We start from the raw sequence: 15,218 nt of genomic DNA on the forward strand, positions 1-15,218 counted from the left end.
TTCTTTCTGTTATTCGGTATTAGCCCCGGTTTCCCGGAGTTATCCCAATCTGCAGGGCAGGTTGCCCACGTGTTACTCACCCGTCCGCCGCTAACATCAAAGGAGCAAGCTCCTCATCTGTTCGCTCGACTTGCATGTATTAGGCACGCCGCCAGCGTTCGTCCTGAGCCAGGATCAAACTCTCCGTAAAGTGTTTGAAAAGCTCATTGTCTTTTTTGTTCGAAAAAGACTTAAAATCTTAAAACGTTGACGTTTGGTTGTTTAGTTTTCAAGGTTCAATCACTTCTTAGCGAAGTGCCGCTCTCGTAAGCGACTTGATTATCATAGCATGGTTTCTGATAGCTTGTAAAGTCTTTTTAAAAACTTTTTTAATTTCTTTTATGAAAGTAAATTAAAAGAGAAAAGAAAAAAGCCTTAACGATCATTATAAAATGTACGCCTCTTCAAAAGAGAACTTTACTAATCTATCACACCTCCATAATATGAGTCAATCCTTTAAGAGCATTTCAATTATATAATTTTATTCTGAATATTACAATACCTTTTACAAAGTTTTTTCTAAAACTTCATTAGTAATTTTTTCTGCAACGGCTCAGCTGAAGCTGACTGTTGATTTCAGCTTCATAAGATCACTTTCCGCATAGCTGTGACTGTTTGCACCCTCCCCCGATTCCTCTTGCTGAAATCTGTTTTCAGCAATAATCTCCAGTTACCTTAAAACGCCATCGGATTAAAACGCTGCTTTTGAAACCATAAAATCCCGCTGCAGCAAACAGCCGCAACGGGATCCACACTTACTTCACTTCTATAATAGAGGAATCTCCTCTGCTTACTTTCGTCTTTTTAACTTCTACTGTTTCACCGTTCATTAAGTTCGTGAATACAATTGGTGTCATAATAGAAGGAACCTGATCTTTTATCTTCTCAAGATCTGCTTCAAGCAGCAGGTCTCCTGCTTTCACCTGATCTCCTTCTTTTACGTGTACAGTAAAGCCTTCACCGTTCAGTTTAACTGTATCAATTCCAAAGTGAATGAGAATTTCCTGTCCATGCTCAGATTCAATACCAATCGCATGTTTCGTTGGAGAAACGTTTACGATTTTCCCGTTTACCGGTGCATGCACAATTCCATCTGACGGGTTAATGGCAAATCCATCTCCCATCATTTTACCTGAGAATACCTGATCCGGCACTTCAGTAATTGATACGGCTTCACCGTTTAATGGTGAGATAAAGTCCTGTAAGACTGGCTGGTCATTTTGAATTGCCGTTGCTGCTGTTTCTTCAATTTCTTTTGCTACTTCTTTTTCAGCATCAACTTTAACCGGACGAGGTGTCTTACCTTCCATAATATCTTTCATCTGATGTTTTAAGCTGTCCGAACGTGGACCAAAAATCGCCTGAATGTTGTTTCCGATCTCAAGTACGCCGGAAGCACCCAGATGTTTCAGTTCTTTCTTATTCACTTTAGATGGCTCGTTAACCTGTACACGAAGGCGTGTAATGCAGGCATCAAGGTTCGAAATATTCGAAGCTCCGCCCATAGCATCTAAAATGTCATGCGGTAAATCTGATTTTGAAGAAGCTGCACGGGGATTTTCATCACCGTCTTCTTCTTTTTCACGACCTGGTGTTGCCAGGTTAAACTTGCGGATTGCAAAACGGAATCCGAAGTAGTAGATCAATGCAAATACAGCTCCTACCGGTAATACTAACCACCAGTTTGTCTGAGGGTTCAATACACCGAATAGCAGGAAGTCAATCAAACCACCAGAGAATGTCATACCGATTTTTACATCAAGCAGGTGCATTGTCAGGAATGAAAGACCTGCAAATACAGTGTGCACTGCAAACAGTAAAGGTGCAACGAATAGGAAAGCAAATTCGATTGGTTCAGTAATACCAGTCAGGAATGATGTCAGGGCAGCTGAACCCATGATTCCTGCAACAAGCTTTTTCTTTTCAGGTCGTGCTTCATGATAAATTGCCAGCGCTGCAGCTGGAAGACCAAACATCATGAATGGATATTTACCGGTCATGAATGTTCCGGCAGTTAAATCCTGAACGCCATCAAGAATCTGCGCCTGGAAGATATAATTGTCACCACGCACCGTTTCACCGGCAGCATTCACATACGTACCAAACTCAAACCAGAAAGGCGTATAGAAAATATGGTGTAATCCAAATGGAATCAACGCACGTTCAATGACACCAAAAACAAATGCTGATACAGCAAGGTTCGTATTCAGCATGATATGCGAGAAGAAGTTAAGACCTTCCTGAATAGGCGGCCATACAACAATCATTAACAATCCAAGTACAACTGCGGATGCTGCTGTTGCAATCGGAACGAAACGTTTACCGGCAAAGAAGCCGAGGTATGTTGGCAGTTCAATGTTATAGAAACGGTTATACATATAAGCAGCTAACGCCCCTACGATAATCCCGCCGAATACACCCGATGACAATGTCGGGATTCCCAGCATTAATGTATATGCCGGGTCAACTGCCTCACCAGTTACATCACTCATTTCAATACCGAGTGCTGTTCCAAGCGTCGCATTCATAATCAGATAACCTACGATCGCTGCCAGACCGGCAACCCCGTCACCGCCAGCAAGACCGATGGCTACCCCTACTGCGAATAATAACGGCAGGTTATCAAAAACAATACCACCTGAGTTTTGCATGACGCTTGCAATCATGACAATCCAGTCGTTTGTCAGGAATGGCGCAAGATTTGTCAGCGTTTCATTCTGCAGGGCATTACCGAATGCTAAAAGCAAACCGGCAGCCGGCAGAATCGCAACCGGAAGCATTAATGCTTTACCGATTTTCTGAAGCTGACCAAAAAACTTCTTAAACATTTGTTTTCCTCCTTTTTCTTTTATACAGCAAACAAAAAAGGCATGAGTAAAGAAAGAACATACGTGAGGGTACACGTATCCCGTTATCCGGGACGTTCTTCATTTACTCATGCCTGATCGTATCAGTAACACGTAAAATGTATTATTTCATTTTGGTCTGAATACGCTGCAAATGCATGGTCAGATAGACTGCTTCTGCTTCATAAACAGGTTTTTTTAATGTTTGCTGCATAATCTTAATCAGTTTCCATGAGAGATTATAGCACATCGGATATTCAGTTTTCAATAGTAAAGCGATTTTTTCCGGTTCATCCACTTTTTCTCCCCGGACAACCCGCTCTATCGTATATCGCAGGTGTCTGACGAGTCTCATGTAATCAATGCTTTCTTTATCAAGACTCACATCAAATTGCGATTCTATTAATTGTACAAGCCGCCCGATCAGCTGGGAATGTGAGTTCACTTCATGAACATTACGGTTTACCATAGCACTGTGAATGTGAAGTGCAATAAAACCGATTTCGCCTTCAGGGAGATAAATATGGGCTCTGTCATTGATCAGCTGCACCACTTCTTTTGCAATTTCATACTCATAAGGGTAAAGCGCTTTCGTCTCTAACAGAAAGGGGTTGGATATAGACATCCCCCTCATTAATCTGTTGACTGCGAATACGAGGTGATCTGTCAACGCGACATGAATATGTTCATTTAAAAAAGATTGTGTCCGTTCACGTATTAATTCTATAGAAGAAATAATTACTTTCAGTAAATCTTCCTCTACATATGGCAGCAGTTTCTTGAACTGATCCTGCTCCTTTTCATCACGCAATACAAAGAGTTTTTCAACTTCCTGTTCGCTGATGGTTGATTGTGTCTGCCTCTTGAAGCCGATTCCTTTGCCGATCATGACGACTTCTGAGCTATTTAATTCAGCAATTAACACATTATTATTCAGTATTTTTTTTACAATATAGCTCACGTCTATCACATCCGCCTGTTTTTTATTTACTCATTGAAAAAGAGCTGCCCGCATGAACCGGAACAGCTCTTTTAGCATATTACGATAAAAAGATGAAGTAAAGCACAAAGATTACAAACAAACCGTACATAACCGGATGAATCTGCTTACCTCTGCCCATTACAAGCATTGTGATCGGATAAAAGATAAATCCAATCGCAATCCCTGAGGCAATGCTGTAAGTCAGCGGCATGGTGATAATTGTCAAAAATGCCGGCACTGCAATTTCAAAGCGTGTCCAGTCAATCTTGCCCAGCGCTGAGACCATCAGCACTCCTACGATAATAAGAGCTGGTGCTGTTACAGCACTTGTGATGACTTCCAGCAGCGGGAAGAAGAAAATAGATAATACAAAAAGTGCTGCTGTCACAACTGAAGCAAAACCTGTTTTAGCACCTGCTGCAACACCTGCAGATGATTCAATATAAGATGTTGTTGTAGATGTTCCAAGCACCGCACCAAATACAGTTGCAGTTGAATCTGCAAACAGCGCGCGATTTGCACGAGGCAACTTACCGTCTTTCATTAAACCTGCCTGATTTGTAACCGCTACAAGTGTTCCTGCGGTATCAAAGAAGTCTACGAATAGGAAAGTTAAAATGACAACAAGTAACTGTACAGTGAATAGGTCTCCCGGGCTTGAGAAAATCGGTTCAAGTGCAGCCCCGAACGTTGGCGCAAGACTTGGCGGTGTCGGATCAATCACGCCGCTTGGACGGTCAATCAGCCCGACAACCATCCCTACAATTGCCGTAATGACAATTCCGTAGAAAATACCACCTTTAATTTTACGCGTCATTAAAATAACAGTAATAAAAATACCAAAAACAGCAAGGAGTGTATTCCCATTCGTCAGATCACCAAGCGCAACAAGTGTTGCATCATTTCCGACGATAATTCCTGCATTTTGAAAACCAACAAAAGTAATGAAGAGCCCGATACCTGCTCCCACCGCGAATTTCAATTCATTTGGAATCGCGTTGATGATTTTTTCACGTACACCTGTAACAGTTAATACCATAAAAATAAGTCCTGAAAATAAAACACCTGTTAAAGCTGTCTGCCACGGAATTTCCTGTGTCAGAATAACAGAGTAAGCGAAAAATGCATTTAATCCCATACCAGGTGCAAGTGCGATCGGATACCTTGCAAGTACCCCCATCACAAGTGAGCCGATTGCTGCTGCAAGCGCAGTAGCTACGAATACAGCACCGTAATCCATACGCATAGCATCAGGCAGCCCTTCAACATCTGCTAATGTTAACGTCAGCGGGTTAACAACAAGGATGTAAGCCATCGCAAGGAATGTTGTTAATCCTCCAATGAATTCACGCTTATAATTCGTGTTTAATTCTTCAAACTGAAAATACTTCTTCACTACTGTTCCCTCCGAAAAATACGAAGTATAACGAAAAAATCCCTGAACGCACACTCGTCGTTCAGGGATGACTAAAAGGATTAAGAAAAGTTCATATTGAACTTCTAAAAAACCTGCGTAGTCAAGCTATTTACGGTAGCTTGGTAGAGACTTTCGGGCCATATCCCCGACGTTATACGACGAAAAATATTTAATTAATGATTGTATTGTATCAATGCGCTATAGAAGCGTCAATACAAAATACGAACATTATTTAATAATTTTTATGGTAATATTCGTTATTCCCACTCGATTGTGCTTGGCGGCTTACTCGTAACGTCATACAGCACGCGGTTAATCGAGTTTACTTCGTTTACCAGGCGGACTGAGATCTTCTCAAGTACATCCCATGGGATTCTTGCCCAGTCAGATGTCATTCCGTCAATCGATGTTACTGCTCGGATACCGATCGCATAATCATATGTTCTCGCATCACCCATGACACCAACACTTCTGATATCAGGTAATACAGTGAAGTACTGCCAGATATCACGGTCAAGTCCTGCTTTTTTAATCTCGTCACGCAGAATATGGTCTGATTCACGTACGATTTCAAGCTTTTCTTCAGTGATTTCGCCAAGTACACGGATGCCAAGGCCTGGTCCCGGGAACGGCTGACGCCATACAATCTCATCAGGAATGCCCAGCTCACTTCCAAGTGCACGTACTTCGTCTTTGAAAAGCGTATTAAGCGGTTCAATCAGTTTGAACTGCATGTCCTCAGGGAGACCGCCTACATTGTGGTGAGACTTAATTGTCTGCGCAGTTGCTGTACCACTTTCAATGATATCTGTATACAATGTTCCCTGAGCAAGGAAATCAATGCCATCAAGCTTTGTTGCTTCATCATCGAATACATAGATGAATTCATTCCCGATAATTTTACGTTTCTGTTCAGGATCTGATACACCTTTTAACTTATTTAAGAAACGGTCCTGCGCATCGACCTTAATCACATTCATGTTAAAGCCGTCAGAGAAAGTCTTCATTACGCTGTCTGCTTCACCTTTACGAAGAAGGCCGTGGTCAACAAAGATACATGTCAGTTGATCACCAATGGCTTTATGAATCAGTACAGCTACGACTGAAGAATCAACACCGCCGCTCAGCGCACATAGCACCTGGCGATCGCCGACTTCCTGGCGGATCTTTTCAAGTTCAATTTCAATGAAGTTCTCCATTGACCAGTCACCCGTGCAGCCGCATGCATCAAAAACAAAGTTTCTGAGCATATCATTCCCATATTCTGAATGACGTACTTCAGGGTGGAACTGCACTGCATATAATTTCTGATCTTCATTGCTGATTGATGCAACAGGGCATGAAGGATTTGTTGCAACGACGTCAAAAGAAGGTGGTGCCTCCACAACAAGATCTCCATGACTCATCCATACTGTCTGCGTTAAAGGAAGATCTTTAAACAGACCTTTCGCTTCCTGCACCTGAATATTCGCTTTACCATATTCACGGTTCTTCGCTTTTTCAACTTTCCCGCCAAAGTGCATTGTCATCAGCTGCATACCATAACAGATCCCCAGCACCGGGATGCCAAGGTCAAAAATCCGCTCATCTGCACGGAACGAATTCTCATCATATACTGAGTTAGGTCCGCCTGAGAAAATAATCCCTGAAGGATTCAGCTCTTTAATTTCTTCAGCAGTAATCGTGTGCGGGTGCAGTTCACTATATACACCGAATTCACGGATACGGCGAGTGATTAATTGATTATATTGACTTCCAAAATCCAGTACAACGATCATTTCCTGATCGTGCATTTCTTCTTTACCAAGCATGGATGGTCACCTCGTTCAATTATTTTTAAACCTGTATCATTACACCTTCAAAATAGAAAAAACGCCTGTTCGAAAAAGAGTCATCCTCTTCCCTTCAAGCGTTTTAACAAGGCGGTCTGATTAAAAAGGATAAGGTTTTTATAAACCAGGATTTGGTTCTCTTAAACTTTTTTAAATAATAAGCTTTTAAAAATGAATGACATGTTAATATCATTCAGCTGTTGATTGGAGGGGGAGGCGGAGACTCCTGCACCAGTAAGGACAGACGAGACCCCGCAGACGCGAAAGCGGCGAGGAGGCTCGTTCGGACGGGTGCGGAAAGCGCAGCCCTCCCCGGAAATCAACAGCGTTTTTATTAGAGCTTATTAATAAAAGACCGCCTTCATAGTCAGACCATTTGTGGTGATCCGGTAGAAACATCCGACCCATATTATCGGACATATATGAAGGGGTGTTATGAAGCTGTCATTAATTTTCACTATTTTAACGCCTTGCTCAAGCCCGGTCAACCGGTTGTCTTTTTAATTAAATCTTCCCACAATTCGCGCATATTTGACCACTTATCATCAGCAGACTCACTGCGGTACAAAATACGCTCATATTGATCTGTCAATCTGCTCATTTCGTGCGTACCGAAGAAGTGATCCACTTCTTTTGCATATGAGCGGAGCGTTTGGGTTTCTTTCCGTCTGAGACCGTATCTTCCAAGCTGTCTAAGAAGCGAACTGTATGCTTTCGGATAAACATCACTGCCTTTTCTTGAACGGTAATAATGGATTAATATATACGGCATCCAGCGGTTTCTCGTGCGGTAAAGGACATATCCGGCACCGGCTGTGATCAGCATGATCAAAATCAACGTAAGGCGGTTTTCACTCACGAATGTTTTAAAAGCTGTCCAGCCGCCGGTTCCATTTGATCCATCAGCCCCGACCTGACCTGTTAACCCTGTTTCCTCTTCAAGTGGTGTAGGAGCTGCAGGGTCAGGTGTTTCAGCAGGTTCAGGCGTTTCCGGCGTTTCAGTTTCCCCTGACTCAATATCGAGGTCGTAACTTAAAGAAACATTATTGGAAAAAGAAACAGTCGGCTCGAATGGGACCCATCCGATTTCAGGGAAAAATACTTCCACCCAGGAATGGGCATTGTTATTTGTTACTTCATACACTGAACGTCCATCTCCGAGATTATCAATAACTTCTCCACCGGTATAACCTTTTACCCATCGTGCAGGGATATCAATGGATCTCAGCATCACAACCATTGAGGTCGAATAGTTATCGCAGTATCCCCGCTGCGTCTCAAAAAGAAACTGATCCACATAATCTTCATCACCTTCAGGCACCGGCACATCTTCCTGTTCATAGACAAAATCATTTCTGGAGAAATAATCTTCAACAGCTTTTGCCTTGTCATACCAGTTATCTTCAGGTTCTGTGATCTCAAGTGTCAGATCCCGTATTCTTTCCGGCAGATTTTCAGGGAGCTGTAAGTACTGGGACATATCAATGCCGCTATCTCCTAGGCCTGTAGTATTTCTGAGAGCCTGAAGACTGTATCTCGGCTCCCGGAACTCCCATTCATATTCATCAAGTTCAACTAACTCATCGTTGCGGTAAGATGTAATCTTATCGCTCACAGGGTTATATCGAAACTCTTCTGCATCCCCCTGAATCAATTGATCGGGTACATACGGATAAACGACATGATTATAGCTGAGACTCACCTCAATTGAAACTGTCTGTGTTTCAGACTCCTCGTTAATTTCCGATAAAGTCAGTGGAATCGGCTCATTCAATGTAAATGGCGTTAAACTGTCGGCTTCTCTTGATTGTTCCCATCCTCTTCCAGTGTAAGTATCTTTCGTTTCAATACGCCAGTACTGTTCACCCTGTACTGTTGCTTCAAACACTTCTGTGTCATCACCAATAAACGAGCCACCGAGTTCAGAATCATCAACGCCGTATCCAAGACGGTTTACTCCACCCGGACCCTGGCCTGCCCCCTCATTGAATGAAGTAATAAAAGGAACAGGATCCGGCCAGATCGGCTCAGCTTTTGGAGCTGCATATGCAGCTGCAGAGCTGAATGCAATTAATAATGCAAGCGGAATCAGCCACCTCTGTACCTGGCCCATCGATAAAGCAATCCGTTCATGGTCCGCCATTCTTTGCAGCCCGAGTAAACCGAGCAGTAAGAAGCCGAATAGAATGACCCTGACGATTGCCATGCTGCCATCATAAGGGCTGAAGGTATCCAGAATCGTAATATAGATCACTGTAAAAAGATAAAAGAGAAACATCTGTTTTCTCACAGCAAGCCAGTAATGCATCAGGTAGGCAGTCAGCCACAACAGTATGAAGAAAAGCAGGCTTCTAAAGAGATCAGATACACCGCCCCAGTTCTGCTGAACGGTGAGTACGACACTTTCACCAATTAAAGATGTAAATTCACCAAACCATTCTCCCTCTCCAATGAAAGGAACATCAAAATAAAGAGATTGTAGTACGATGAAGATAAAAAAGAATTTTATTCCCCCGGAAATAATCCAGTTTATTTCGAAATAGTAAAGTAGTAAAGATAACCCTGCGAAAATGATAAAAAAGTGTACATTAGCGGTTTCTGTAATTTGCTCAACGGGCCTGAGCCACTCCCATAAAAGAAAGAAGCTCAGCACATATAAAATCAACGTGGAGATATCTCCCCAGCTGTATTCAGTTTTCACGCCTGCTTCACCTCCTTAAAAACAGATGCAAACTGACGCTTGTCACATTCCTTCAGCACAATGCCTTTAGATGCAGCTAATCCGGCAAGCTGCCTGTGTTCATGGTTCAATCTTGCCGAAGGATGCTTAACAAACAGGATCATCGGAGCCTGACTGCTTTTTGACACTTTACTGATCTCATCAATCCCTTCTCTTGTCAGCTGGGAAGTGATCAAAATAAGTGCCGACGTCTTTGAGATCGCTGATGCATTTTGTTTGAGCACTGTTTCAAACTTTGATTCCTGATCAGGCTTCACCTTAGCAAGATAATAATCAATTTGCTTCTGATGACTCTCACCACTTTTCAGCGGAGCATACTGGACCGTTTCCCCCTGTGAGAAATAACCCGCCTGGGCGCCTTTTCTGATTACACCTCTGATGACAGAGGCTGTCAGCACGACCATATCTTCAAAACTCTGACTCGGTGTACGATCAAGCACAACCATGACATCATGTGACTTACGCTCTTCAAATTCTTTGGTTTTAAGGTCATTCGTACGGGCAAATGATTTCCAGTGAATCCATGAAACGCGGTCTCCAGTCTCGTAATCTCTTACTCCTGTTGCCATCGTGGTATCCTGTTGAATTCTTACGTTGGATGATGATACCCCCTGATCAAATCTTGCCTGCAGCGGCTGATAATCGAGTGCGATATAAGAAGGGTACACAAGAATGGTCTGCGTTTTTTCAAGATACGCTGATTTTTGAACCAGTCCAAGAAAATCCCCGGTTTTTAATTCCACGCTGTCAAAAGTATGTTCGCCTCTTGGCAGGTCGTGAATTTCATACTCTAAGACGATTTCACGCTTGAACCATGGATGAATCAGTTTCTTTGCAGTGCCTCTCTGATAAAAGGCCTCTCCTCTTATATGTTCCTCTGCAACTAAATAAAAGAGCGGAAACGGCAAAGCCCTTTTTAAATGGATCTTTACTGTTACATTTGAACCTGCTTTTAAATCTTTTGATTTAATCGTTCGCGTTACGTTAAAGTCGTTTAACGGGTAAACCATCATCATTAAAGAATACAGTCCGAAGGGAAGAAAACTGTAAAATAAAAACCAGCTGACAAATCCGCCCTGAAACATCGCATATGAAAATGTACCAACCAGAAGTACGATGATCAATAATACCTTTGCCGCATTAATCAGGAACTGAATTTTCATCACTTTGCCATCCGTTGAACCGGTACTCTTGTACGGGCAAGAATACGTTCAATTACTTCTTCAGGTTCAATCCCTTCATATCTCGCTTCTGATTTTAAAATCATACGGTGTGAGAATACATACGGTACCAGGAACTGAATATCATCAGGAAGAACGTAATCTCTGCCATGCAGCAGTGCATAAGCCTGTGCAGCTTTCATCAGTGCAATTGAGCCACGCGGGCTGACACCAAGGTAGACATTCGCATGATCCCTTGTTTTGCCGGCAAGGTCGACAATATATTCCTTAATTTTTTCATCCACCATCACCTGCCTTACCTCGTGCTGAAGATGCTGAAGCTCTTCAAGTGTGATCGCAGGCTGCAACTCATCTATTGGGGGAGCGTATTGCAGACGGTTTAATACTTCCATTTCTTCCTTTGCATCAGGATAGCCCATTTGCATTTTCAACAGGAAGCGGTCAAGCTGCGCTTCCGGGAGCGGGTACGTGCCTTCATATTCAATCGGGTTTTGAGTAGCCATCACAAAGAATGGTTTGGAAAGCTTATGAGTGAAGCCATCTACCGTCACACTTCCTTCTTCCATGCTTTCAAGAAGTGAAGACTGTGTTTTCGGTGAGGTCCGGTTGATTTCATCAGCCAGTACAATGTTGCCCATGATTGGACCAGGGCGAAATTCAAATGACATTTCTTTTGGATTATAAATTGATACACCGATTACATCTGAGGGAAGTAAGTCCGGAGTAAATTGAATACGGGTGAACTTTGCACCTACTGATTTCGCAAGCGCACGCACCATCATTGTTTTTCCGACGCCGGGTACATCTTCAAGCAGTACGTGACCCTGGGCCAGTAATGATACAATGCTGAGTTCTGCTACTGTTCTTTTACCAATCATGACTCTTTCGATGTTTTCGAGGACCTGTTCCAGTTTCTGGTGATACATCGTATTCCCTCCCATTTCCTGTTCATTTTATCTATCGTTTCTGTAGAAGTTGGCTGGTGATTTCCGCTGCAATCACCAGCTGTATTAAAAAAACATTGGACTTTAACATAGCTTATCTATCTACATTTATTTATCTAGTCATTCTAACAATAGACACTCTATTTAGAATAATAGAAATAAGTGTTTCTTACAACTAAAGGCAGGTGATGAATATTCTGCCCATAAAAAACCGGGCTGAAGTTTGCTTCTTCAGCCCGGTCGATAGAATCAGCAGGGCGGGAAGAGGCTACTACCATTATGGACCAGCCTTGCTGAAACTAACCATTATTTCCAAAAATCATCAAACACTGTAATCGGCAAATGACGCTTATGCTGCGTTTTCAGATAATGATTTTCGATTGTTTTTTGTGCCTGTTCACTGACTTTTTTACCTTCAAGGTAATCATCAATCTCATCATACGTTACACCAAGCGCTTCTTCATCAGAAACCTGCGGACGGTCATCTTCAAGGTCTGCTGTCGGTGCTTTTGTATACAGGTGATCAGGTGCCCCGAGTTCTTTCAGCAGCTGCTTCCCCTGACGCTTATTCAGCCTGAACAATGGCAGAATATCTGCTCCCCCGTCACCGTGCTTTGTATAAAAGCCTGTGATCGCTTCAGCAGGGTGGTCGGTACCAATGACGACACCATTTCGCATAGCAGCAACTGCATACTGGGCCTTCATACGTTCTCTTGCTTTTTCATTCCCTTTAACAAAATCGCTCAGGGTAATACCGGCTTCTTTTAAAGCATTCACACTGGCATCAACTGCAGGCTTAATATTGATACGGACTGTCTCATCTGCCTTCATGAATTTAATTGCATCCTTTGCATCCTGCTCATCAGCCTGTTCACCATAAGGCAGTCTCAGTGCGATAAACGTATATTTCTTTTCCCCTGCTTCTTCATTTAACTCATTTACCGCCGCCTGGGCAAGTGTACCTGCAAGGGTTGAATCCTGACCGCCTGAAATACCAAGTACAAAAGAAGTCAGGAATGTATGTTTTTTAGCATATTCTTTTAGAAAATCGATACTGCGTCTGATTTCATCCTGAGGGTTGATCTCAGGAGACACACCCATTTCTTCTACAATCTGCTCCTGCAATGTTGCCACAAAAATCACCTCATTTATTTATTGAGCGGCATGCGCATTTCTGACAGCCTGTTTTACTTCCTGAATGTTTCTCATTTTGTTATCCCAGCATTTCTGACTGAGATCCACTGGATATTCTTCAGGGTTCATAGAGCGCTTGTACTCATCCCACAGCAGCTCAAGGTTTTCTGTTAAATACCCCCTGATATGATCAGGCGATGGCAATTCATATTGAAGATGGCCATTTTCAATCACTGTCTGATGAAGGTCTTTTGCTTCAAAATTTGTTACAAACTTCGTGACGAATGTATGCACTGGATGAAACATTTTCAGGTGATCCTCAGATTGAGGGTCTTCCCCTTCAAGCGTGATATAATCACCCTCTGATTTATTATTTACCCTGTTTATAATCCGGTACACCCGTTTCATACCAGGAGTTGTCACTTTTTCAGCGTTACTGGAGATTTTAATCGTATCTGTCATTTCACCATTTTCATCTTCGATTGACACAAGCTTGTATACGCCTCCGAGCGCCGGCTGATCGTAAGCAGTGATCAGTTTTGTTCCGATGCCCCACATATCCACAACCGCTCCCTGCGCTTTCAGGTTCAGAATCGTATATTCATCAAGGTCATTAGAGGCAATGATTTTTGCTTCTGTAAAGCCTGCTTCATCCAGCAGTTTTCGTGCTTCTTTTGATAAATACGCAATATCACCGCTATCCAGGCGGATTCCTTTGAAGTTGATGCGGTCCCCCATTTCTTTTGCGACAGCGATCGCTGCAGGAACGCCTGATTTCAGCGTATTATACGTATCAACAAGAAAAACGCAGTCTGTGTGGGTTTCAGCGTATTTTTTAAATGCTGTGTATTCATCCCGGTAAGCCTGAATCATGGCATGTGAGTGAGTCCCTGCAACCGGCAGCCCGAACATTTTGCCGGCACGTACGTTACTTGTGGCGGAAAATCCGCCAAGGTAAGCAGCTCTTGTGCCCCAGATCGCGGCATCCAGCTCATGGCCCCGGCGCGTACCAAATTCCATCAGTACTTCGTCACCGACTACCTGTTTAATCCTCGATGCTTTTGTCGCAATTAGAGTTTGATAGTTCACAATGTTGAGCAGCGCTGTTTCAACCAGCTGCGCTTCTACAAGCGGCGCTTCCACTCTCATAATCGGCTCATTACCGAATACAAGCTCACCTTCAACCATGGAACGGACTGTCCCGGTAAATGTCAAATCTCTTAAAAAGGCAATAAAGTCCTCATCATAGCCGACTTCCTTTTTCAAATACGTCAGGTCTGATTCTGTAAATTTGAAGTTCGTTAAATAATCCAGCGCTCTTTCAAGACCTGCAAATACTGCATAGCCATTACCAAAAGGAAGCGATCTGAAATAAAGATCAAAAACGGCAGTGCGCTCATGCATGCCGTCTTCCCAATATGTTTTTGCCATGTTGATCTGATAGAGGTCTGTATGCAGCATCAGACTGTCATCAGTATAATTACCCAAAGTATTCATCACCGATTATCTCCTTACCGTTACCTTACTTCCGCCCCAAGTGAACATGCAAAATGATCCAGTGCCCACTCATGGCCCACCTGGTTGAAGCTTGCCGTTGCTTTTTTGTGTATCACTAACTGAAAGCCTTTATTATAGGCATCGACTGCTGTATGCAGCACACAAATATCTGTACATACCCCGATCAGGTGCAGCTCTGTAATGTCGCGCTCTCTCAGCAGTTGTTCAAGGTTTGTCCCGGCGAAAGCACTGTAACGCGTTTTATCTATATATATCACATTTTCATCATCTTGAATCATATCATATAACCTTTGCAGCGACCCATACAGATTTCTGCCTTCTGTTCCACGTATATTATGCGGTGGGAAAAGCTTTGTTTCAGGATGATGTGGGTCATTTTCTTCATGCAGATCGATCGCAAATATGATGTGATCTTTATGATCATGAAATTCTTTTGTCAGACGTACTACTTCATCTTCAATCAGCTGCCCGGGTTCACCACACGTCAAAGCCCCGTTATCAGCTACAAAATCATTTGTATAATCAATATGTATCAGTGCGCGTTTGGTCATTGATCTCGTCTCCTTTTTCTACAGATACTGTCAT

10 protein-coding genes, 1 rRNA gene and 2 riboswitches are annotated in these 15,218 nt (G+C 42.8%); all 11 genes read right to left on the minus strand.

Going from position 1 to position 15,218, the window contains the following annotated elements; genetic code table 11:
- Nucleotides 1-190: ribosomal RNA gene (locus JOD21_RS03070) — 16S ribosomal RNA — on the minus strand; the annotation flags it as partial.
- A gap of 604 nt (nt 191-794) precedes the next feature.
- Nucleotides 795-2,867 (minus strand): glucose-specific PTS transporter subunit IIBC, encoded by a 2,073-nt coding sequence (gene ptsG / locus JOD21_RS03075; protein WP_204728201.1) that lies wholly within the window; start codon nt 2,865-2,867, stop codon nt 795-797.
- A gap of 142 nt (nt 2,868-3,009) precedes the next feature.
- Nucleotides 3,010-3,846, minus strand: a complete 837-nt coding sequence (gene glcT / locus JOD21_RS03080) for a glucose PTS transporter transcription antiterminator GlcT (RefSeq protein WP_338032863.1) — start codon at nt 3,844-3,846, stop codon at nt 3,010-3,012.
- 79 nt (nt 3,847-3,925) lie between these two features.
- Nucleotides 3,926-5,263 (minus strand): solute carrier family 23 protein, encoded by a 1,338-nt coding sequence (locus JOD21_RS03085; RefSeq protein ID WP_204728202.1) that lies wholly within the window; start codon nt 5,261-5,263, stop codon nt 3,926-3,928.
- 98 nt (nt 5,264-5,361) lie between these two features.
- A riboswitch (purine riboswitch) is annotated at nt 5,362-5,463 on the minus strand.
- Between the two features lie 78 nt (nt 5,464-5,541).
- Nucleotides 5,542-7,095 carry a glutamine-hydrolyzing GMP synthase gene (gene guaA / locus JOD21_RS03090; protein ID WP_204728203.1) on the minus strand — a complete coding sequence of 518 codons (1,554 nt, stop codon included), beginning with the start codon at nt 7,093-7,095 and terminating at the stop codon, nt 5,542-5,544.
- A 365-nt stretch (nt 7,096-7,460) separates the two neighbouring features.
- A riboswitch (purine riboswitch) is annotated at nt 7,461-7,562 on the minus strand.
- A gap of 38 nt (nt 7,563-7,600) precedes the next feature.
- On the minus strand, nt 7,601-9,817 hold the full coding sequence (locus tag JOD21_RS03095; RefSeq protein ID WP_204728204.1) for a transglutaminaseTgpA domain-containing protein: 2,217 nt from the start codon (nt 9,815-9,817) through the stop codon (nt 7,601-7,603).
- Nucleotides 9,814-11,019, minus strand: coding sequence for a DUF58 domain-containing protein (locus JOD21_RS03100; protein ID WP_204728205.1), 1,206 nt, complete (start codon nt 11,017-11,019; stop codon nt 9,814-9,816). Before JOD21_RS03100 ends, JOD21_RS03095 begins: the two co-directional genes overlap by 4 nt.
- A complete protein-coding gene (locus JOD21_RS03105) occupies nt 11,019-11,963 on the minus strand; it encodes an AAA family ATPase (protein ID WP_204728206.1) in 945 nt (314 codons plus the stop codon). Before JOD21_RS03105 ends, JOD21_RS03100 begins: the two co-directional genes overlap by 1 nt.
- Nucleotides 11,964-12,287: 324 nt before the next feature.
- Nucleotides 12,288-13,115: an ammonia-dependent NAD(+) synthetase gene (gene nadE, locus JOD21_RS03110; protein WP_204728207.1), complete on the minus strand. Its 828-nt coding sequence runs from the start codon at nt 13,113-13,115 to the stop codon at nt 12,288-12,290.
- A gap of 18 nt (nt 13,116-13,133) precedes the next feature.
- Complete coding sequence (locus tag JOD21_RS03115) at nt 13,134-14,612, minus strand: nicotinate phosphoribosyltransferase (protein ID WP_204728208.1); 1,479 nt, start codon at nt 14,610-14,612, stop codon at nt 13,134-13,136.
- 20 nt (nt 14,613-14,632) lie between these two features.
- Nucleotides 14,633-15,184, minus strand: coding sequence for a cysteine hydrolase family protein (locus JOD21_RS03120; RefSeq protein ID WP_204728209.1), 552 nt, complete (start codon nt 15,182-15,184; stop codon nt 14,633-14,635).
- Nucleotides 15,185-15,218: the final 34 nt, after the last annotated feature.

The organism is Jeotgalibacillus terrae, from assembly GCF_016908195.1.
Taxonomy (GTDB): domain Bacteria; phylum Bacillota; class Bacilli; order Bacillales; family Jeotgalibacillaceae; genus Jeotgalibacillus; species Jeotgalibacillus terrae.

Coding starts and splice junctions, on each gene's coding strand:
- ptsG (WP_204728201.1), bottom strand. CDS start 2,867: ATGTTTAAGAAGTTTTTTGGTCAGCTTCAGAAAATCGGTAAAGCATTA.
- guaA (WP_204728203.1), bottom strand. CDS start 7,095: ATGCTTGGTAAAGAAGAAATGCACGATCAGGAAATGATCGTTGTACTG.
- JOD21_RS03100 (WP_204728205.1), bottom strand. CDS start 11,019: ATGAAAATTCAGTTCCTGATTAATGCGGCAAAGGTATTATTGATCATC.
- JOD21_RS03105 (WP_204728206.1), bottom strand. CDS start 11,963: ATGTATCACCAGAAACTGGAACAGGTCCTCGAAAACATCGAAAGAGTC.
- JOD21_RS03115 (WP_204728208.1), bottom strand. CDS start 14,612: ATGAATACTTTGGGTAATTATACTGATGACAGTCTGATGCTGCATACA.
- JOD21_RS03120 (WP_204728209.1), bottom strand. CDS start 15,184: ATGACCAAACGCGCACTGATACATATTGATTATACAAATGATTTTGTA.